This is a genomic window from Nonomuraea sp. NPDC049400 (assembly GCF_044466425.1).
Taxonomy (GTDB): domain Bacteria; phylum Actinomycetota; class Actinomycetes; order Streptosporangiales; family Streptosporangiaceae; genus Nonomuraea.
This window is the reverse complement of record NZ_JBITMP010000005.1, coordinates 22,911-42,909: the sequence shown is the minus strand read 5'-3', so window position 1 is coordinate 42,909 and position 19,999 is coordinate 22,911. Positions and strand designations below refer to the sequence as shown.

Here is a 19,999-nt window from a genome sequence, read left to right as displayed (position 1 = left end):
AGCCGCGTCATGAGGCCCTGAGGGGGCGGTGGTGCGCCACGGCGCGGGCGTGGGCCTCGGACAGGAGGGGGCGGGCCTGCTCGCCCGGGTTCAGGATCGCGACCCAGCCCTGGCGCGCGTACACGGGGTGCGGGATGACGCGGTCCTCGACCGTGTAGTCGGTGCCGGCGTGGTGCTCGGCGTGCTCCTTCGGCGGGTAGCCGACGAGCCGCTGGAACTCGCCGCTCCCGATGGCGATGTTCAGCCGGAACACGCCCGTTCTGTTCAGGTCGGAGGCGGTGTCGTAGCCGTCGTAGTCCTTGGTGACGATGGTCGCGAACGGCTGACGGGGGCGGGCCTCAAGAGTGCCCTCCGGGTCGTAGTAGAAGAACGTGTCTCCCCAGGCGATCTCCGGCGCTCCGCTGTCCTCGGTGACGGTCATGGCCACGACTCCGGGGAAGCCGGACACGAATGCAATGATCTCGTTCTCGGTCATACCTTCGAGTGTTTCATTGAACCACCCTGTGAGACTTTCCGCGGCATTCAGGCGGTAGGCCGCACGAAAGCTTCAAAGCGCGGACGCGTCTGGCAGGCTGGGGGCCATGTCCGAGACACACCTTCCCGGGGGTTTCGTCAACACCGTCGTCCGCGTCGGCGACACCGTCCGGCGCACGCCCGGGCAGCGGGCCGCGTACGTGCACGAGCTGCTGCGCCACTTCGAGCGGCGCGGGTGGGCGGGCGCGCCCCGGTTCCTGGGCCTCGACGAGCAGGGCCGCGAGATCCTGAGCTTCGTGGACGGCCACGTGGCCTGGGCGGACGCCCAGCCTGACGGCGTCGCCTCGGACGAGAGCCTGGCGCGCGCCGCCGAGCTGGTGCGGGAGTTCCACGACCTGACCGCCGGCACGCCGCTGGCCGGCGAGGAGGAGGTCGTCTGCCACAACGACCTGTCGCCCAAGAACACCGTCTACCGGGGCGAGCGGCTGCGGCCGGTCGCGTTCATCGACTGGGACATCGCCGGGCCGGGCCGGCGCATCCACGACGTGGCACACGTCTGCTGGCAGTACGCGGGCCTCGGCCCCGCGGTCGAGGACCCGGCCGGCGCGGCCCGGCGGGTGCGGCTGATCTGCGACGCCTACGGGCTACGGGAGCGCGGCGAGGTGGTCGAGGCGGTCCTGTGGTGGCAGGACCGGTGCTGGCGCGGCATCGAGGCCGACGCGGCGGCCGGGATGCCGCACGCGGTCAGACTGCGCGAGGGCGGGGTGGTGGCACAGGTGCGCGCCTGCCATGACTGGGTCGCCGAACGCCGCGCCGAGTTCGAGCGGGCGCTGCGCTAGGTGTTCTGTCCCGTGGGGACCGGAGCCCCGGGGGAGGCGGGGGAGGCGGGAGAAGCGGGGGAGGGGTCCTCGACGGGGACGTAGTCGGCGCGCATGCCGTGGTCGCCCAGCCACTGCCGGAGGCCGGGCACGGCCGCCGGGTCGGCCGCCACCTGCGCGGCGTACTCCGACAGCGCCACCTCCTCGCCGTCGTCGTACAGCAGCCGCGCCGGCCCCGACCACGACAGGGTCCACTTGGCCTGCCCGAGCTGGATCAGCACCGCCTCCAGCGCCTGCCCCAGCACCCCCGCCAGCAGGGTGTCCGACGGGCTCCAGCCCAGCTCGCGCAGCGCGGCCTCGAGCTCCGCCTGCCGTCCCCGCGCGATCGCCTCGAAGGCGGCGTCCAGGTACGGCCGCGCGGCACCCATCACCCGCTGCCCGGCCACCGCCAGGTCGCGCAGGGCCTCGGCGTTGCGGCCCGCGTACATGCCGTGCGACACCAGCTCCTCCCACGGCACCGGCCGCAGCCCCGTCAGCGCCTCCGGCGTCCACATGGACTGCTCCACCGCCTGCACCGCCACGTTCGCGTCGCGCAGCAGCGTCAGCGCGGAGCGCGGATCCGGCACGTGCGGCGGCTCCGGCAGGTGCTCGATGGCGGCCAGGCGCTCGGCCAGGCTGGGATGGGAGTCGTACGGCGAGACCTCCTCCGGCTCCTCGCCCAGCTTGGCGATCTCGGACTGCCGGTCGGGGTCGCTCATGAGCGCGTGGAAGCCCCCGAACACCGAGGCCGGCCTGGTGCCGCCCGCGCCGGTCAGCGACAGGTAATCGTTGACGTACAGGTCCCAGCCCATCGCGGTGGCGTGGATCTTGCGCAGGGCGCCCGCCATGGCCTGCCGGCCGCTGATCGCGACCGCGAACTGGTCGGCCTCCAGCTCCTGCTTGCGCGAGACGGCCTGCGAGACCCGGAAGTAGAGCTTGGCGTACCAGGTGAACAGGCGCTGGATGAACGGGTGGTTGCCCAGCCCCTGGATGGTGGCGAGGAGCGAGACCCGCCCCCGGTAGACCGGCGCGCCGAGGCGCGTGTGGGCGCCGCTGTAGTGGCCGAGCTCGTGCCCGAGCACCGCGCGCATCTCGTCCACCGTGAGCGTCTGCAGCAGCGGCAGGCCGATGAACATCCGCCGTCGCGTCGCCTTCATGCCCAGCCAGCGCGTGTCCTCGGAGACGGCCGCGTTCACCTCCGCCACCAGCCGGATCTCGTCCGGCGGAGCCGTGCGCACGCGCTGCGCGAGCTCCTCGACCGTCTGCCACAGCATCGGCTCGTGCTCGCGGCTGACCGCCACTCCTGGCTGCTCGCCGCCCTGGCGGCGGCTCACCATGAACAGCGCCCGTACGAGCGCGCCCGCGGCCAGGGTGAGGACGATCGCGACCTTGAGGGTGTTGGCGTGGAAGTCCACGAGGAGCAGGACGTCGAAGAAGATGGCCGCCACCAGGATGAGGCCGACCAGAACGTAGAAGCCGGCGAGCAGGGTGAAGGCCAGCACCGCTCGGAACGCTGTCGTCATGGAGGAGGGCTCCCGGGGAATGGTTCTCGCGAGGCTCGACATTAGCGGAGTCCGGAAACTGGATAAAATCACCGAAGCAATGCCGTACTACGACCAGCACGATCAGGAGCGTTGGATTCCGGAACCTCCCGGCAATCCTGAGCGGTCCGCGTTCGAGCGTGATCGGGCACGGGTGCTGCACAGTGCCGCGCTGCGCAGGCTGGCCGCGAAAACGCAGGTCGTGGGCCCTGGCGAGACGCTCGGGGGCGGCCAGCACATCCCGCGCACCAGGCTCACGCACTCCCTCGAATGCGGCCAGGTCGGCAGGGAGATGGGCGCCACGCTCGGCGTCGATCCCGACCTGGTGGAGACCGCCTGTCTGGCGCACGACCTGGGGCACCCGCCGTTCGGGCACAACGGGGAGGTGGCGCTCAACGCGCTGGCGGCCTCGTGCGGCGGCTTCGAGGGCAACGCGCAGAGCCTGCGCCTGCTGACCAGGCTGGAGGCCAAGGTGCTCACCGAGGACGGCCGCAGCGCCGGGCTCAACCTGACGCGGGCGGCCCTCGACGCTTCCATCAAATATCCCTGGACATCCGCCAAATCTCCAAAATTCGGTGTCTATGACGATGATCTGCCCGTGTTCCGGTGGATCAGGGACGGCGCGCCGGAAGGGCGGGTGAGCTTCGAAGCCCAGATCATGGACTGGGCCGACGACGTCGCCTACTCCGTGCACGACCTCGAGGACGCCCTGCACTCCGGCCACGTCACGCCCGAGGTGCTCCGCTCGCCCGTCGAGCGCACGCAGGTGTGCGAGACCACCCAGACCTGGTACGCCCCGTACGCCGACCTCAACGAGCTGGAAGAGATCTTCGCCAAGCTGATCACCGACCCGCTCTGGCCGCGCCGCTTCGAGGCCACGCTCGCCGACCTGGCCGGCCTCAAGGCCCTCACCAGCGGGCTCATCGGCCGCTTCTGCCGCTCCGCCCAGACGGCCACCAAAGAGGTGTACGGCTCCCGCCACCGCGCCGACCTCGTCGTCCCCCACGCCACCCGGCTGGAGTGCGCCCTGCTCAAAGGCGTGACCGCCCACTACGTCATGACCACCAGGGACCACAACGTCAACCAGGCCAGGCAGCGCGAGCTCATCAGCGAACTGGCCGCCCAGATCACGCTGGGCGCGCCGGGCACGCTGGAGCCCGCCTTCCGGCCCGCGTACCTGGAGGCGCCCGACGACGCGGCCCGCGTCCGCGTGGTGATCGACCAGATCGCCTCACTCACCGACACCTCGGCGGTGGCCTGGCACCGTAGGCTTTCCCGCTGACCAAGCTTTATCCATGAGCCTGGCCACCAGCCTTTTCCCATGACCCCAGTCGGCGGATACTGCGCCCATGGCCACATTTGTGATCGTCGGCGCCGGACTCGCGGGAGCCAAGGCCGCGCAGACACTGCGCGAGGAAGGCTTCGACGGCGAGATCGTGCTGATCGGCGCCGAGCCCGAACGGCCCTACGAGCGACCGCCCCTGTCCAAGGAGTACCTCCAGGGCAAGAGCGAACGAAAGAAGATCTTCGTCCACGCCCCTGAGTGGTACGCGGACAACGGCGTCGATCTGCGGCTCGGCACCCGCGTCACGCGCATCGAGCCCGAGCACCACCTGGTCAGGCTCGACGGCGGGGTGCGCCAGCCGTACGACAAACTGCTCATCGCGACCGGCGCCACCCCGAGACGCCTGCCTGGACCCGCTCACTACCTGCGTACCGTCCAGGACAGCGAGGCGCTCAAGGAGCGCTTCGCCACCGCCGGCAGCGTGCTCATCGTCGGCGCGTCCTGGATCGGGCTGGAGACCGCGGCGGCCGCCCGCGGGGCGGGCTGCGAGGTCACCGTCGTCGAGCCGGAGCCCACCGCGCTCAACCGGACGCTCGGTAACGAGCTCGGCGACCTGTTCGCCCGCCTGCACGCCGGCAAGGGCGTGGACCTGCGCTTCGGCACCGCCGCCGCCGAGATCACCGACAGCGGCGTGCGGCTCAGCTCGGGCGAGCGGCTCGCCGCCGACTTCGTCGTGGTCGGCATCGGCGCCGTGCCCGAGATCGGGCTCGCCCGCGAGGCCGGGCTCGACGTCGGCCAGGGCATACTCACCGACGCGGCCCTGCGCACCTCGCACCCCGACGTGTTCGCCGCCGGCGACGTGGCCGAGCCCTTCCACCCCCTCTACGGGCGCCGCCTGCGCGTCGAACACTGGGCCAACGCCCTGCACGGCGGCCCGGCGGCCGCCAGATCCATGCTCGGCCAGGACGTGGTCTACGACCGGATCCCGTACTTCTACACCGACCAGTACGAGCTGAGCATGGAGTTCTCCGGCGACATCGAGGGCTACGACGAGATCGTCTATCGTGGCGAGCCGGAGAGCCTGGAGTTCATCGCGTACTGGCTGCGCGGCGGCCGGGTGATCGCCGGCATGAACGTCAACACCTGGGACGTCGTGGACGAGATCCAGGAGCTCATCAGGTCAGGCGTCGTCATTGACCAAAAGGAGCTATCGACGGGGTCACGGTGACCGTGCCGTCGTCGCGCTTCGGGCCCTGCGTCTTCCCGGCCTGCGGGGTCTTCTTCGACGCGCACTGCACCGCGCAGCGCGGCGTCTCGCCCAGCTTGCCGCGCAGCGCCAGCGTCTCCTCCCTGGGCGAGTACGTGCGGTTGCCGGACTGCCAGGCGTCGAGGTAGTCCCACGGCTTGACCATGCCCCTGCGCACCCACCAGAAGGCCGGGCCCGTCTTCCACGAGATCGCGAAGTAGAGATTGGCCCCGGTGTCGCGGGCGTTGCCCGACTTGCCCACCCGCCCGAGCAGCTGGCCCGCCTTGACGCGGACGCCCGGCTTGATGCCCTCGGCGACCGAGTCGAGGTGGCCGCCGAGGTAACGCACGCCGTCGTCACCGATGATCGTGACGAACCGGCCCTCGCGGTCGGCCCCCGCATCCGTGGTCGGGCGCCACTTGTTCTGGATGTTCACCTCGTCCACGACGCCGCCGATCGGCGCCACGAACGCGCACCCCTGCTGGGCCCAGATCGTCGTCTTGGGCAGCACGAGCAGCTTGCGCTGGTAGGTCGTCTTGCAGCCCTTGACCGGGAACGTGTACTCGTACTTCGACAACTTCGGCGGCGGCACCCTGACCGGGTCGTCACCCTTGGGCGGCTGCTCGGCCGCCTGGTGCTCCGCCGTCTGGCTGGGGGGCGCGGAGGCCGCCGGGCTCGTCGAGGCCGCTGCCGGGGCGGTGGAGGGCGGGGCGGTGGCGGGCGACTGGGCGCTGACCCCGGCCAGCCCGGTGGCCTGGGAGCAGGCAGCAGTCAGCAGCACGGCGCCCGTGACGGCCGCCCATCGTCCGAGATGCCCCGATCGCATGATCTCCACCCGTGTCACCGTTTCCACCGACAACCTTTACCTTTGTAGCCGACGAAAGAGCCTCGCAGAGCCGCTTTCCCCCTATCGCGACTCACAGGTAATGCCCACCTATCCCGTACCGCACCCGTAGTGGCCGGAAGTGTCGGTGGGGCGGAATAGACTCACCGGCGTGGCTGGCCGGATCCGTGATGTCGACATCGCGCTCGTACGCGAGCGTTCACCCATCGCCGACGTGATCGGCGAACACATCCAGTTGCGCAACGCGGGGGGCGGCAATCTCAAGGGCCTGTGCCCCTTCCACGACGAGAAGAGCCCGTCCTTCAACGTCACCCCCGAGCGCGGCATGTTCTTCTGCTTCGGCTGCTCCGAGGGCGGCGACGTGATCACGTTCGTCGAGAAGATCGAGCACCTGTCGTTCGGCGAGGCGGTCGAGCGGCTGGCGCAGCGGGCCGGGATCCAGCTGCAGTACGAGCAGGGCGGCTACGTGCCGAGGCGCGACCACGGCGAGCGGGCCAGGCTGATCGAGGCGCACAAGGCGGCGGCCGAGTTCTACGCGGAGAAGTTGTTCGGGCCCGACGCGGCGGCCGGGCGGCGGTTCCTGTCGGAGCGGGGGTTCGAGCGGGCCGACGCCGAGATGTTCGGGGTGGGGTACGCGCCCGCCGAGTGGGAGGCGCTCACGCGGCATCTCCTGGGGCGCGGGTTCACCGCCGAGGAGCTGGTCAAGGGCGGGCTGGCCAAGGAGGGGCGGCGGGGGCCCATGGACCGGTTCAGGGGGCGGCTGATCTGGCCGATCAGGGACGCCACCGGGGACGTGATCGGATTTGGGGCGCGAAAGTTGCTCGATTCCGATGACGGTCCGAAATATCTCAATACGCCTGACTCGCCGCTTTACAAGAAGAGCCAGGTGCTTTATGGGATTGATCTCGCCAAACGAGAGATCTCCAAGCGGTCTCAGGCGGTGATCGTCGAGGGCTATACCGATGTGATGGCCTGCCATCTGGCCGGAGTGCCGACGGCGGTGGCCACGTGCGGCACGTCGTTCGGCGAGGAGCACATCAAGATCCTGCGCAGGTTCCTGCTCGACCAGGCCGAGTTCCGGGGTGAGGTGATCTTCACCTTCGACGGTGACGCGGCGGGGCAGAAGGCGGCGCTGCGGGCGTTCGCCGACGAGCAGAAGTTCGTCACGCAGACCTACGTCGCGGTGCAGGGTGACGGGCTCGACCCGTGCGACCTGCGCGTCAAGCAGGGCGACGCGGCCGTGCGGGATCTGATCGCGAGCAGGGAGCCGCTCTTCCAGTTCGCGATCAGGAGCACGATCTCGCGTTACGACCTGCGCAGCAACGAAGGCAAGATCGCCGCTCTGGACGCCGCCGCGCCGATCGTGGCCGGGATCAAGGACGTGGGGCTGCGCAAGCGGTACGCCATCGACCTCGACCGGTGGCTGGGGTTCATGGACGAGCGGTTCGTCATGCAGCGCATCGCCGAGGCGGCGGGGGCGCAGCAGGGCCGCCCGCAGCGCGCGCCCAAGGCCGCGCCCGTCGATCCGAGCGTGCGGGTGGAGGGCGAGCTGCTCAAGCTGGCCGTGCAGCGTCCCGCGCTGCTCGGGCCGCGCTTCGACGCGCTCGACCCGCAGGCGTTCACGGCTCCCGACCATGTGCTGCTGCACAAGGTCATCGTGGCCGCCGGTGGTGTGGCCGCGGGCGCCTACGGCGGTCGCGAGTGGGTCGACCTGCTGCTCGAGCACGCGCACGAGGAGGGCGCCCGGGCGCTGGTGACCCGCTTCGCGGTGGAGCCGATCCAGGCCGACGCGCACGCCGAGGAGCGCTACGCCGGGGCCATGCTGGCGGCGATCGAGGCCATCGCGGTGGACCGGGCGATCGCGCAGGTGAAGTCGCGCATCCAGCGGCTCAATCCGGTGGAGGAGCAGCAGGAGTACAACAAGCTGTTCGGGGAGCTGGTGGCCCTGGAGCAGCAGCGCCGCGTGCTCCGCGACCGCGCCGCCGGGAGCTGACCCCGGCCGTTGTGATCCGTTCGTGATCAACCTTTGCGGCAGCGGGGTGGTCTAACCGGGCGTGAGAGTCAAGATCATCACCGCCCTGGCGGCGCTGGCGGTGGCCGGGGCCGCGCCCGCGGCAGCAGGCGAGTCCGCGGCGGCAGGCGCGCGCGTGGCAGCAGGTGCGTCCGCCGCGGAAGTTGCGGCGAAGGACCCGGTCATCAGGACCGCCGACCTGCCCAACTGCGGGGGCGACTACTTCATGCCGTGCAAGGGCGCCCCCTGGTACCTCTACCTCCGTGACGGCCGCTGGGTGAAGTTCCCCGACGCCGCCAGGTACGCCACCGAGGCCGACGGCAGCAGGGCCGACGAGGTCGAGGACGGTCCCGCACCGTTCGCGGTCAGCGGGGACGGCAGCACGATCGCCTACGTCAGGGCCCGCGACGGCCGGGTGGTCGTCAAGCGGTGGCCCGGCGGCAAGGCGACCGTCCTGCCCGCCTACGGCAAGGGCGTGGGCACCAAGTACGTCGAGCTGCAGCTGTCGACCGACGGCAGCCGCCTGCTGGTCGCCTACCCCGAGGCGGCCAAGAAGCGGCCGGGGCTGGTGGTGGACGCGGCCGACGGCACGACGCTGGCGACGATCCCGGCGGGCGACGTGCCCATGGGGTTCAGTGCCGACGGCGACGAGGTGCTCGCGACGAGGCAGAAGTCCGACAACACGGTCCAGCTGATCGCCCATCCCCTCGACGGCGAGCCCATCGTCGACACGCCGCCCCAGGTGGCGGTCTCCACCCACGCCAGCCTCGCGCTGGCGGCGGACGGCCACACGGTGCTGGTGCTGCTGCCGACGACGGACAAGCGGCCCGAGCAGGTGCGCGCCTACGACCTCCAGGCCCGCCGCTGGGCGGGGAAGGCCAAGGCGATCAAGCTCAAGCCGAGCGCGCTGGGCCTGGGCTGGGGGCCGCGCGGGCGGCTGGAGCTGTATCGGGGGGACGGCTCCGACGAGGAGGGCCGGTGGACCACCTGGGTCTACGCTCTCGACGCCGCCACGGGCGCCATCAGGCAGCTGGACAAATACACGATCTTCGCAGGGGTGCCGAAAAAGCGATGAGTATGCGCATTGCCGTTGCGGCCGGGCTTTTGCTGCCGTTCGCGATCATTCCCGCCGCCCAGGCCCAGAGCGACCCGATCCGGTACGCCGTACCGCTCAAGCACGGAAAGCTGCGGGTGGTGCTGCGGAGCGGGGCCACGAGGACGCTCAAGGCGCTGGGCGAAGGCGCGACGCCGGTCGCGGTGAGCGCGGACGGGACCCGGGCGGCGTACTTCAGGCCCAAGGACAGAGCGCTCGTCACCTACCCCGCGGGCCGGCGCATGGGGTCGTTCGGCCAGCCTGGGAACAAGGTCGGCGTGGACGAGACGCGGCTGATGTTGTCGCCGGACGGCAGGCGGCTGGCGTATTTCGACAACGACGGGACCCATCGGGCGCGGGTCTTCGACACCGGCACGGGCAAGAAGATCGGCACGCTCCCGGCCCCCATCCACCTGTGGGCCACCGGGTTCAGCGGCGACGGCGGTGAGGTGCTGCTGGTCAAGAACAGCGGCCCGACCACCGACGTCATCGTCACCGACCTGCGTGGCCGCGTGCTCCGCCGGGACACCCCGCCCCAGATCGTGGGCCACAACCTGCCCGAGGACGACAGCGAGGGCACGGTCGCGGCGCTGGCGGCGGACGGGCGCAGGATCGTCGTGTACGTGCCGGGCGAGGCCCCGGGCCTGGTGGTGTACGACCTGGCGACCCGGAAGACCGGCCGGCTGCTCCCGCTGAAACAGCGGCCCGCCGCCGCCACCTGGACGGGAGAGCATGAGGTGACGCTCCGCGTGACCGACGGGAAACGGACACAGCGGCTCAGGATCGACGTGGACAGCGGCGCGAGCGAGGTCGCGGACGCCTACCGGACCCCCACGAGCCGGGCTTATCACGCCGGTGGTTGATAACAGTTTGGCCGCGGTCGCAAGCGGCACACCAGGGTGGTTGACCGGGGAACTTGGCGCGGTCCACTACGTGACAAAGGCGCTGAAGAACGACGTCAGGGCAGCGAAAGAGTTGCGTCCGGCCGGGGGGTGTCGCCGGGCGCCTGAATCCAGACCGCGTAATTGACTTTACTTTCCTGATCAAACTCCGGCCAAACCTAAAAGCGATCTCAATTCGGTAAGCACGATCGTCTTACCTTCGGTGACAAAAATGGGTCTGCCATTTGATGGAACCAATACTGCAGACTGTCTCCCGTGGGTGCATCGGTGCTGCCAAGCAGTCCGCCATCGGTAGATCAGGTGGCGGACCTCGTCGCGAAGGGAAGGGAGCGCGGGAGCGTAACCGTCGATGACGTCGCCGCCGCGCTTGACCGGTCCGAGCTGCCGTCCGACGCGCTTGAACGCGTCGTGCGGATGCTCGCCGAGAACGGCGTGGAGGTCCTCGAGCCCCAGGGCGACGAGGAGACCACCCGCGCCGATGAAGAAGACGTTGGCAAGCGAGCGCCGACCAGCGATCTGGTCCGTATATATCTACGGGAGATCGGCCGTGTGCCGCTGCTGACCGCTGAGGAGGAGGTGGAGCTCGCCAAGTCGATCGAAGCCGGCCTGTTCGCCGAGGACAAGCTGGCCAACGGGGTCTCGCGTCTGGCCTTCCCGGAGTTCAGGGAGCTCGTCTGGCAGGGCACCAGAGCCAAACAGCGGCTCATCGAAGCCAACCTCAGGCTCGTGGTGTCGATCGCCAAGCGGTACGTCGGCCGCGGCATGCTGTTCCTGGACCTGATCCAGGAGGGCAACCTCGGGCTCATCAGGGCAGTCGAGAAGTTCGACTACACGAAGGGCTACAAGTTCTCCACCTATGCGACCTGGTGGATCAGGCAGGCGATCACCAGGGCCATCGCCGACCAGGCTCGGACGATCCGCATCCCCGTGCACATGGTGGAGACGATCAACAAGCTCGTACGCGTGCAACGCCAGCTCCACCAGGACCTCGGCCGCGAGCCGATCCCCGAGGAGATCGCCAAGGAGATGGACCTCCCCGTCGATCGCGTGGTGGAGATCCAGCGCATCGCCCAGGAGCCCGTGTCGCTGCAGTCGCCGATCGGTGAGGAGGACTCCGACCTCGGCGACTTCATCGAGGACGCCGACGCTGTCGTGCCCATGGAGGCCGCGGCCTTCATCATGCTGCAGGACCAGCTCGACGACATCCTGGCCACGCTCTCCGATCGCGAGCAGCGCATCATCCAGCTCCGCTTCGGCCTGGCCGACGGGCATCCGCGCACGCTGGAGGAGGTGGGCAGGGAGTTCGGCGTCACGCGGGAGCGCATCCGGCAGATCGAGTCGAAGACCCTGGCCAAGCTCCGCCACCCGACGCGCGCGCAGATGCTCAGGGACTACCTGGACTGATCCGAGGGAACGGGCCCGGGCGAGTGCCGCCCGGGCCTGTCCCATGCTCGCAAGCAGCCCTCGAACCTCAGGAACAGCCCTCGAACTGCGGCACCGCGACGGTCGACAGGTCCAGCCCCGACGTGCCGAACCACCGGTGCAGCAGCCTGCTCGCCGTCCCGTCCTGGTACATCTCGGTGATCGCCCGGTTGACCGCCTCGCACCCCGGCACGTCGCTCCTGCGCATGCCCACGCCGGTGCGCTGCTCGTTGAAATGCGCGTTGGCCAGCTTCAGCCCCGTGCCGTCCTGGTTGGCCAGCCCCGCCAGGATGACGTCGTTGGTGGTGACGGCGTCCACCCGGTTGCTCTTCAGCGCCGCCAGGCACGTCTTGTAGTCGTCGAACGGCACGAGCTGCGCCGCCACCTCCCGCTCCTTGACGACCCGGTCGGCCGCGTTCGAGCCCTTGACGTTGCAGATCCTGCGGCCCTTGAGGTCGCGCACGTTCTTGATCGTCTCGTCGGGCCGCTGCAGGATGTCCTGGTAGGAGATGTGGTACGGCCCCGCGAAGAGCACCTCCTTCTTGCGCTCCTGGTCGATCGTGAACGTGGCCAGCACCAGGTCGGCCCTGCCGTCGGTGATCGCCTTCTGCCGGTCGGCGGCCAGCACGGGGATGTAGGTCGCCTCCTTGCCCAGCTTGCGGGCGATGTAGGCGGCCACGTCCACGTCGAACCCCTCGAACCTGCCGTCGGGCCGGCGGAACCCGACCGACGGCAGGTCGGGGCGTACCGCCACGACGATCTTCTCCTTGTCCAGGACCGACTCCTGCCCGTCCGTCCCGCAGCCCGCGGCCACCGTCGCGACCAGGGCCAGCACCACCACCAGCGCCCGCTTCACCGGTACTCCTTGAGTCGTGGCCACACGCCCGCCATGACCAGCAGGCCGATCCCGCCGATGGCGAACGGCAGCAGCCGCCACAGGTTGTCCAGCGCGCTCTCGCCGCTCGCGATCGCCCGCGTGAACTGGGCCTGGTGCCTGGCGGACAGCGACAGCAGCGCGCGGTCGTACGCGTCGAACGCCGTGGTCACCGGGCCGAGCCGCTCGGCGACCGCCTCGTTGGTCTTGCCGCTCGCCACCAGCTCCCGGAACTTCGTGTCGGAGGCCTGGAAGGCCCGGTACGCCTCCAGCGCGTCGTTGCCCTCCTTGCCGACGAGCTCGGGTCCCAGCATGCCGAGGAAGCGCCTGGAGCCCGTGGCGACCTGCTCGTGGTAGGTCCGCAGGTTGCCCGCCTTGAAGTAGACGACCGACATCGCCTTGTCCAGGAACGTGTGCTCGTAGGTGTCGGCCCACTCCTTGTCCAGCAGGTAGCGGCTCTGGTCGCCCTGCATGCTGTTGCTGATCGAGCGCGCCTTGGCGAGCGTCAGCACCGAGTCGAACCCGGCCGACTTGGCCTCACGCAGCGCCGCCTCGTCCGTGCTGAGCACGTTCATTCCGGAGATCAGCGCGACCGCGGTCGTCACGGTGGCGACCAGCAGCGCCGGCCCGAAGACCCGGCGGAAGCGACGCGCCAGGAAGATCTGCAGCCAGACCAGGCAGCCCAGGGCCAGCAGCCCGGCCAGCACCACCGCGACCCGCAGGAGCGGCACCATGACCGCCTTCTCGTCATAGGTGGCGCGCACGATCGTGCCGCTCTCCAGGGTCAGGTTGTACGCCTGGGGCAGCAGCTCGACCCGCATCAGCTTGGTGGCCTCGCGGTAGGTCAGCACCACCTCCTGGGGAGGCGGCCCGGGCGCGTGCTTGGACCGCTCGTCGAGCAGCAGCGCCTGGCCGGCCAGCCGTTCGTAGCGGCCCAGCTTGTCGAGCACCGACCGCACGGTCTCCCGCTCGGCCTTGGTGTCGGCCAGGGAGAGCGCCTGCATCAGCGCCTCGTTGGCCTTGGACCGCTGCTGCTCGTAGCGGTCGAGCGCCTGCTTGCGCTGCGGCGCGTACTGGTCGCCCATCACCAGCACGTTGGCCACCTGCGCGTCCATGTCGCTCAGCCCCAGGTAGAGATCGGCGGTGGCGACCACCTGCGGTCCCGCGTCGCGCCCGATGACCTGCAGGCCGTCGCGGGCGCTCATGCTGCCGACCGCGAGCGCCGCGAAGAGCAGGGCCAGCGAGGCGACGGTGACGCCGGTGATGACCCGGATCCTGCCGGGCACGCTCCGGCGCGCAGGCGCCGGAGCGGCCTGCGCGACGGGCGCCTTGGGCTGGGGCTGCACCAGGGTCACGGCGTGCCCTCCCTGATGGTGATGACGGTCCACGCGCCCAGGTGGATCTTGTCGCCTGGGCCGATCCTGACCGGCACGTTCACCTTGACGGCCTTGCCGTTCACCTGGGTGCCGTTGGAGGAGCCCGGGTCGACCAGCGTCCACGAGCCGTCCGGCTGGGCGAGCAGCACGGCGTGCAGGTGGGAGACGCCCGGGTCCTCGGGCGGCCCGGTCAGGTCGATCTCGGGGGCCAGGTTCCTGGCCCTGCTGCGCCGTCCGATGCGTACCTGCTCGCCGACCAGCGCGAACGAGCGCTCCGGGCAGTACGGCGGGAACGCCATCGCGGCGGCGTCGGGACCGCCCTCGGCGACGACCTTCTCGTAGTACGTCCGGTCGGCGGCGGTGACGGCCTCCCACTGGGCCCCGCTCAGGGGGACGGAGACGGGGGCGCTGCCGCCGGTGTAGTCGTGGCCGCACACCTCGCAGAACTGCCCGGCGCGCGGCGCCTGGCAGACCGGGCACGACTCGGCCGCCGGCGCCGCGGCCTGGGCCTGGGGTCGAGGTGCGGGCGCGCCGGTCATCTGGGCGCCGCAGACGTCGCAGTATTCGTCGTCGCCCGACGCGTGGCCCTGAGGGCAAGTGGCCATCAGCTTCCTTCCTTGCGCAACCGGCTGGTACGGACGGAGCCGGTGTCGAGCTCGAGCTCGTCCGCCTTGTCCACGCTCCTGCGCAGCCTGGCCGTGCCGGTGGCCGGATCGACCTCGACCACCTTCTCCAGCAGCCTGGCGGTGTCCTCGCGCCCCGAGTGTGCGGCCAGCTCCTTGGCCTTGGCCAGGCGGGCCGTCGCGGTGTCGACGTCGCCCATCGCCCTGGCGCTGAGCCCGTCCTGGATGAGCTCGTGCAGCTCGGCCTGGCCGGTGTAGTGGGCGACCTTGTTGTTGATCCGGGTGGACGCCGCCAGGTCGTCGGTCCACTGGGCGAGCACGTTCCCGCTGGCCAGGACCTCCTGGGTGTCAGGGCGTACGAGCTTGACCCAGCCGGCCCTGATCTCGTGGCCGATCTGACCCGGCGGCACCTCCACGCAGATGTGGTACTCGCGCTCCTCGGCGCCCCACGAGCCGGTCGGGTAGTCGCCGGTCAGCGGGTTCACGTCGGTGCGCTTGCCGGTGAGGTCGAGCAGCGTGGGGGAGACCTGCTTGACGAACTTGAGCGTGGCGGTCTGCGGCACCCACACCCGCAGCGACAGTTCGGCCACGGTCTTGCTCATCGACGCCTGCGTCAGCCTGCGGAAGTACTCGGACAGATCCCCTTGGTTCCGTACGAAGTCAAACGTGCCGAGCATCGCCTCGGAGACCTTCCGCAGCTCCCCGGGCACCCAGTCCTGGCCGATCCCCAGCGAGTCGCACACGAACTTGCCGCTCCAGGCCGCCAGCACGGACGCGAACACGTCGGTGCGCTCGTTGTTCTGGCCATCGGTCATCAGCAACGCGTGCCTGATCGCCGACGGGTGCGCCGACAACAGGTGGCCCGCCAGCTTCAGCCACTCACCCATGGCGGTGCCGCCGTGCGCGGACAACCGGCTGATCGCCCGCTCGGCCTCGGCCCTGGTGGCCGGGCCGGCCTTGACCAGGTTGGCGTTGCCGCCCGGGTAGACCACCTTGGCCCGCTCCGTGCCGGCGATCACCGCGAAGTGGACCCCGTCACGCAGGGTCCGCACGGCGGTCACGGCCGCCTGCCTGGCCTCGCGGATCTTGCCACCGCTCATGGAGCCGGACGTGTCAATGATGATCACTTCGGCGGCCTGCGCGGTCACGGACTGCGTGGTCACGCCGCCCGTGGAGCCGACCGTGAGGATGGCGTGCACCTCGCGGCCGTCGGTCGGGAGGTACTTGTTCTGGTCGATGGTCAGGGTGAAAGTGGGCTGGTCACCCATGCGTTACTCCTAGGGGGATCAAGGCGATGGTCACGTTGTCCTGGCCGCCGGAGTCCAGCGCGTGGCGGAGCATCTCGCGGGCCATCTCGATGGGGGTCCCGGTGCTGGGGAAGGCGTAGCCGTCCAGGTAGCGCCACAGGCCGTCGCTGCAGACGAGCAGCAGGCCGGGCTCCTCCGGGGTGAGGGTGCGTACGTGGAGCGCGACGTCGACGGCGTCGGCGCCGAGCCAGGCGGTGATCTCGCCGGTCTCGACCGCGTCATCCTCGGTCAGCAGGGTGGGTCCTTGCGCGGAGTGCGGCAGCCAGTAGGCCCGGGTGTCGCCGGCCCAGCCGAGCGTGATCCGGCCGCCCTCGACGACCGCGGCGATGTACGTGCTGGCGGGCGCGTCGTCCACGGACGTGGCGAGCTTGGCCACCGCCCGCCCGGCCAGGTCGAACGCCTCCTCCGGCGGCAGCCTCCTGGCCAGCGCGGCGGAGGCGGTCTCGACGGCCACCGCGGAGGCCTCGTCGGCCCTGGGCGAGCTGCCCACGCCGTCGCAGATCACGGTCACGATCGCAGCACCGGACGCGAGCAGGGCCATCGCGTCCTCGTTGCGGCTGCGGCGCAGCCCCTTGTCGGTGAGTGCCGCCGCGCCGCCGTCGAGCACGATCTCCGCGTGGTCCCTGCCGGTGGGCTGGCGCAGGCCGCACCGCTCGCAGTAGCCCTCCGCGTCCACGGCGTGCGCGCCGCACGACGCGCAGGCCGGCGCGCCGAGGGCGTGGCCGCACGCCTCACAGTAGGTGTCGCCCTCCAGCACGGGCGCCTCGCACACAGGACAGTTCACAGCCAGGTCCTCGGTCGTACGGCGTTCGCCTGGTCGATGAGCGCGTGGCGCTCCTGGCGTGACTCGGCCGCGACCGCCAGCTTGCGGTAGATCGACTCGAGCCGCTTGCGCAGCCCCGTCTCGGTGAACGGCGCGCCGGCCAGTTGCGCGCCCTTCGGCGGCGAGCCGGTCCCGAGCCAGGTCAGCGCCGACGTGAGCAGCTCGGCGGTGAGCACGTCGCGGCGGCGCGGGTCGAGGTCGGCCTGCCTGGCCAGCCGGTCGGCCGCGCCCACCAGGTCGTCCGTGACGAGCGCGGCCAGGTCGGGCCGCCGGACGACGGAGATCGCCTGCGCCACCTGCGCCGACACCCGGTAGATCGAGTGGGCGGGCACCTCGTCCAGCACGCTCATCCTGCCTGACCTGGCCAGCCCGAACGCCGCGCTCACGTAGGAGTGATCGGTCCGCCAGACGGCTTCGTACCAGGTGGCCGCCGGCTTGCCCGCGCATTCCAGCGCGAACGCCAGCGCCAGCTTCGGCGCCAGCTCGCCGGGCAGCGCCGACAGGCACCAGTCGAACATCGACACGGCCTGGTCGGTCTGCCCCGCGGCCAGCGCCAGCACCCCGCGGTACCAGGTCACCCGCCAGTCGCCGGGCAGCTCCTGCTCCAGCTCGCTCAGCGCGACCGGAGCCTCGGCCGCGCCCTCCTCCGCCAGCAGCCTGGCCCGCATCAGCTTCGTCTCGGGTGTCTGCGGCATCGCGGCGAGCTGGCCGATCAGCTCCTTGCTGTCGCGGCCGAGCAGCCCGGCCAGCGCGCCCGCCGCCGGGTCGGCCGGATCGACCAGCGGCACCGGCAGCGCGCCCGCGACCGCCGCCGGGTCGAGCGGCCCGAACACCTTGTCGCCCTCCTGCGACAGCGCCGTGCCCACCGCGGACCGCTCGGGCCCGAACATCGGCGAGGGCGCCGGGTACGGCACGCCGTCCTCGAGGGCGCTCACCTCCCGCAGCACCCCGATGAGCTGCTCCTCCATCTCCTCCGCGCTCTGGAACCTGTGAGCGGGATTGACGGCGGTCGCCTTGCGCAGCAGCCGGGTGAACGACGGGTGCCCGCAGTCGTCGGGCAGCGGCGTGGCCACGCCGTTCGCGTACGGGACGAAGCCCGGGATGGCCAGCACCGCCAGCGTCCTGGCCACGGTGTAGAGGTCGGCGGTGGCCGCGGCGGAATGGGTCTCCACCTCGGGGGCGTGATAGCCGGGCGTCGCCCACCCGGAGCCCGGCGGCGCGCCGATGGGCAGCACCGCGCCCAGGTCGATGAGCTTGAGCCGCTTGCCGACCCTGATCACGTTGGCCGGCTTGAGGTCGCAGTAGACCATGCCGTGCTCGTGCAGGTACGCGAACGCCTGCAGGATCTCCCGGCCGTACATGAGGGTCTCGCGCAGCGGCAGCGGGCCCTGGCGGCGCAGCTCGTGCAGCGACTGGCCGCCCACGTACTCCATGACGATGTAGCCGAAGCCGCCGGAGCGCTGGAAGTTCAGGATCTTGACGATGTTGGGGTGGTCGACCGTGGTGAGGAACTTCCGCTCCGCCTCCGCCGCCGCCAGCGCCTCGGCGTCGTTGGTGTTGAGCAGGCCCTTGAGCACCACCCACATGCCGTCGAGGTTCTCGTCGGAGGCCAGGTAGATCCAGCCCAGCCCGCCGTGCGCCAGGCAGCCCAGCACCCGGTACTGGTCCGCCACCAGGTCGTCCTTGCCCAGCTTGGGGGTGAAGGAGAACTGGGTGCGGCAGTGCGGGCAGAACCCGTCCGTCAGCCCGGGCCGCCCCTCCCTGGACCGGCCGACCTCCTTGTTGCACGCCGGGTTGGCGCAGTACCGCTTGTCCTCCGGCACCATGGGGTTCGACATGACGGCCGTGGCCGGGTCGCGGTAGGGCACCGACGGCAGGTCGGCGATGGTGGCCAGCCTGCCCGCCCGCGACCTGCCGCTGCTCACCGGCGAGGTGACCGACCTGCTCACCGGCTGTGTCTGGAGCGGCACGGAGGCGACCGGGGCGGAGGGCTGGGAGACAGGTGCGGGCGCGCTCGCCGAGTGGCCGCACAGGTCGCAATAACCGTCCTCGATCGTGCCCGTGCAGCCGGGCTGCGCGCAGCGGGTCATCCCTTACCTCCGTGAATCGCGCGCTGGTACGTCTCGACGGCCGCCGCCGCCTTCGTCAGGTCGCAGGGCGCGCTCCACAGCAGCACGCGCGCCCGTTCGTACAGCTCGGCCGCCGCGGGGTCCTCCGCCAGGCCCTTGCGCACCGCCATCACCTGGCAGGCGCCGAGCCGCCCGCGCAGCTCGTCACGCCTGCCGACCAGGCCGTAGAGCGCCTTGGCCGTGGCCAGCGACTGCTCGGCGGCCTTGCGGGCCTCCTCCTCCAGCCCCGCCAGCCGCTTTGCCCGCAGCACCCAGGTGTCGGCGGAGGCGTCGAGCGCGTCCAGCTCGGCGGCCAGCGGCTCGGCCCGGCTCCGCGGCTGGGCCTGGGGCGGCAGGGCTATCTTGACGACGACCGCGCCGTGGGCCAGCCGGGCCTCGCTCTCCGCCGCCCGGACCCGGTCGAGCGCGGCCACCAGGTCCTCCCTGCGCCTGCCGTACTCGGCCTTGACGGTGAGCGCCAGCTCCAGCTCCGTCCGGGAGCCGGCCAGCAGCCGGGCCAGCCGGTCGAGGTCCTGCTCGACGGGCGTGCCGAGGGGGTCTTCGAGGACGGAGGCCCGCAGGCGCCGCAGCTCGGCCTCCTGCGCCGCCAGGTCGGCGCTCTCGCCTAACTCGCGTTCGAGGTCGCGGATGCGGCGCAGGTCGCTGTCGGCTCCGTCCAGGCGGGGCAGCACGGTGTTCCACACCGCGTCGATGTCATTGAGGGCGGAGGTGACCTCGCGGAAGGCGGCGTCCATCCGCGTCACGGTCTGGTCGAGGGTCAGCCGCTCGTCCTTCTGGGGGAGCAGCGAGCGCTGCTCGACCGGCTTGGCCGCGGCCCGCAGCACCACGGACGTGCCCGCGAGCAGCTCGGTCAGCTGTTCCAGCTGCTCCGCGCCCGGCCTGGAGCGCGCGGCCCTGATCTGCTCGGCGTCGCGCAACACGGCCCGGTACGCGTCGTTCAGCGACCACAGCGTGGCCAGCGACTCCTGCGCCGCGGCCCATCTCCGCTGGGTCGCCCCGCGTAAGGAGGCTCCCTTGAGCAGCTGGTAGGTGGTGTGGGATTCGAGATCGAGCAGGTCGCCGGAGATGCGGTCGCGTTCGTCGGCGCGAGCGCGCAGGGCGTGCTCGACGCCCTCCCTGCTCATAGGTGGTCCCAGGCTCATCACGCTCCCCGTGAAGCGGGCCCCCGATGCCCCCTTGGTCCTACCGGCTA

17 protein-coding genes are annotated in these 19,999 nt (G+C 71.0%); 7 read left to right on the top strand and 10 right to left on the bottom strand.

Features of this window, described 5'->3' with window-relative positions; translation table 11 throughout:
• Nucleotides 1–7: 7 nt before the first annotated feature.
• A complete protein-coding gene (locus tag ACIBVN_RS08270; RefSeq protein WP_397133994.1) occupies nt 8–475 on the bottom strand; it encodes a DUF6194 family protein in 468 nt (155 codons plus the stop codon).
• A 106-nt stretch (nt 476–581) separates the two neighbouring features.
• On the opposite strand from ACIBVN_RS08270, the gene ACIBVN_RS08265 reads away from it, so the two are divergent.
• On the top strand, nt 582–1,313 hold the full coding sequence (locus tag ACIBVN_RS08265; RefSeq protein WP_397133992.1) for a phosphotransferase: 732 nt from the start codon (nt 582–584) through the stop codon (nt 1,311–1,313).
• On the opposite strand, the gene ACIBVN_RS08260 is transcribed toward ACIBVN_RS08265, so the two are convergent.
• Nucleotides 1,310–2,854: a M48 family metallopeptidase gene (locus ACIBVN_RS08260; RefSeq protein WP_397133991.1), complete on the bottom strand. Its 1,545-nt coding sequence runs from the start codon at nt 2,852–2,854 to the stop codon at nt 1,310–1,312. The genes ACIBVN_RS08265 and ACIBVN_RS08260 overlap by 4 nt on opposite strands.
• 79 nt (nt 2,855–2,933) lie before the next feature.
• Here ACIBVN_RS08260 and ACIBVN_RS08255 point away from each other — a divergent pair, with 79 nt between their 5' ends.
• Nucleotides 2,934–4,154 carry a deoxyguanosinetriphosphate triphosphohydrolase gene (locus tag ACIBVN_RS08255; RefSeq protein WP_397133989.1) on the top strand — a complete coding sequence of 407 codons (1,221 nt, stop codon included), beginning with the start codon at nt 2,934–2,936 and terminating at the stop codon, nt 4,152–4,154.
• A gap of 67 nt (nt 4,155–4,221) precedes the next feature.
• Nucleotides 4,222–5,385, top strand: coding sequence for an NAD(P)/FAD-dependent oxidoreductase (locus ACIBVN_RS08250; RefSeq protein WP_397133987.1), 1,164 nt, complete (start codon nt 4,222–4,224; stop codon nt 5,383–5,385).
• Here the strand turns inward: ACIBVN_RS08250 and ACIBVN_RS08245 are convergent.
• Nucleotides 5,348–6,256 (bottom strand): M23 family metallopeptidase, encoded by a 909-nt coding sequence (locus tag ACIBVN_RS08245; protein ID WP_397133985.1) that lies wholly within the window; start codon nt 6,254–6,256, stop codon nt 5,348–5,350. The genes ACIBVN_RS08250 and ACIBVN_RS08245 overlap by 38 nt on opposite strands.
• Before the next feature lie 142 nt (nt 6,257–6,398).
• Here ACIBVN_RS08245 and dnaG point away from each other — a divergent pair, with 142 nt between their 5' ends.
• From dnaG to rpoD, 4 genes are all read left to right on the top strand, one after another.
• Nucleotides 6,399–8,240: a DNA primase gene (gene dnaG / locus ACIBVN_RS08240; RefSeq protein ID WP_397133983.1), complete on the top strand. Its 1,842-nt coding sequence runs from the start codon at nt 6,399–6,401 to the stop codon at nt 8,238–8,240.
• 61 nt (nt 8,241–8,301) lie between these two features.
• Nucleotides 8,302–9,333, top strand: a complete 1,032-nt coding sequence (locus ACIBVN_RS08235) for a hypothetical protein (protein WP_397133981.1) — start codon at nt 8,302–8,304, stop codon at nt 9,331–9,333.
• A complete protein-coding gene (locus ACIBVN_RS08230) occupies nt 9,330–10,214 on the top strand; it encodes a WD40 repeat domain-containing protein (RefSeq protein WP_397133979.1) in 885 nt (294 codons plus the stop codon). The genes ACIBVN_RS08235 and ACIBVN_RS08230 overlap by 4 nt, the downstream gene beginning before the upstream one ends.
• A 339-nt stretch (nt 10,215–10,553) precedes the next feature.
• The gene (gene rpoD / locus ACIBVN_RS08225) at nt 10,554–11,657 is read left to right on the top strand and encodes an RNA polymerase sigma factor RpoD (RefSeq protein WP_240779826.1); all 1,104 of its coding nucleotides are present in this window, start codon (nt 10,554–10,556) and stop codon (nt 11,655–11,657) included.
• A gap of 67 nt (nt 11,658–11,724) precedes the next feature.
• Here the strand turns inward: rpoD and ACIBVN_RS08220 are convergent, their stop codons facing one another.
• The 7 genes from ACIBVN_RS08220 to ACIBVN_RS08190 are packed head-to-tail and all read right to left on the bottom strand — an operon-like array spanning nt 11,725 to nt 19,931.
• A complete protein-coding gene (locus tag ACIBVN_RS08220) occupies nt 11,725–12,531 on the bottom strand; it encodes a transporter substrate-binding domain-containing protein (protein ID WP_397133977.1) in 807 nt (268 codons plus the stop codon).
• Entirely contained in the window at nt 12,528–13,904 is a 1,377-nt protein-coding gene (locus ACIBVN_RS08215) for a hypothetical protein (RefSeq protein ID WP_397133975.1), read from the bottom strand. The genes ACIBVN_RS08220 and ACIBVN_RS08215 overlap by 4 nt, the downstream gene beginning before the upstream one ends.
• Nucleotides 13,901–14,530: an FHA domain-containing protein gene (locus tag ACIBVN_RS08210; RefSeq protein WP_397133973.1), complete on the bottom strand. Its 630-nt coding sequence runs from the start codon at nt 14,528–14,530 to the stop codon at nt 13,901–13,903. The genes ACIBVN_RS08215 and ACIBVN_RS08210 overlap by 4 nt, the downstream gene beginning before the upstream one ends.
• Nucleotides 14,530–15,816: a VWA domain-containing protein gene (locus ACIBVN_RS08205; protein WP_397133971.1), complete on the bottom strand. Its 1,287-nt coding sequence runs from the start codon at nt 15,814–15,816 to the stop codon at nt 14,530–14,532. Before ACIBVN_RS08205 ends, ACIBVN_RS08210 begins: the two co-directional genes overlap by 1 nt.
• On the bottom strand, nt 15,809–16,639 hold the full coding sequence (locus ACIBVN_RS08200; RefSeq protein ID WP_397133969.1) for a PP2C family serine/threonine-protein phosphatase: 831 nt from the start codon (nt 16,637–16,639) through the stop codon (nt 15,809–15,811). Before ACIBVN_RS08200 ends, ACIBVN_RS08205 begins: the two co-directional genes overlap by 8 nt.
• Nucleotides 16,636–18,768, bottom strand: a complete 2,133-nt coding sequence (locus ACIBVN_RS08195) for a tetratricopeptide repeat protein (protein ID WP_397133967.1) — start codon at nt 18,766–18,768, stop codon at nt 16,636–16,638. Before ACIBVN_RS08195 ends, ACIBVN_RS08200 begins: the two co-directional genes overlap by 4 nt.
• Complete coding sequence (locus ACIBVN_RS08190; protein ID WP_397133965.1) at nt 18,765–19,931, bottom strand: hypothetical protein; 1,167 nt, start codon at nt 19,929–19,931, stop codon at nt 18,765–18,767. The genes ACIBVN_RS08195 and ACIBVN_RS08190 overlap by 4 nt, the downstream gene beginning before the upstream one ends.
• Nucleotides 19,932–19,999 lie beyond the last annotated feature (68 nt).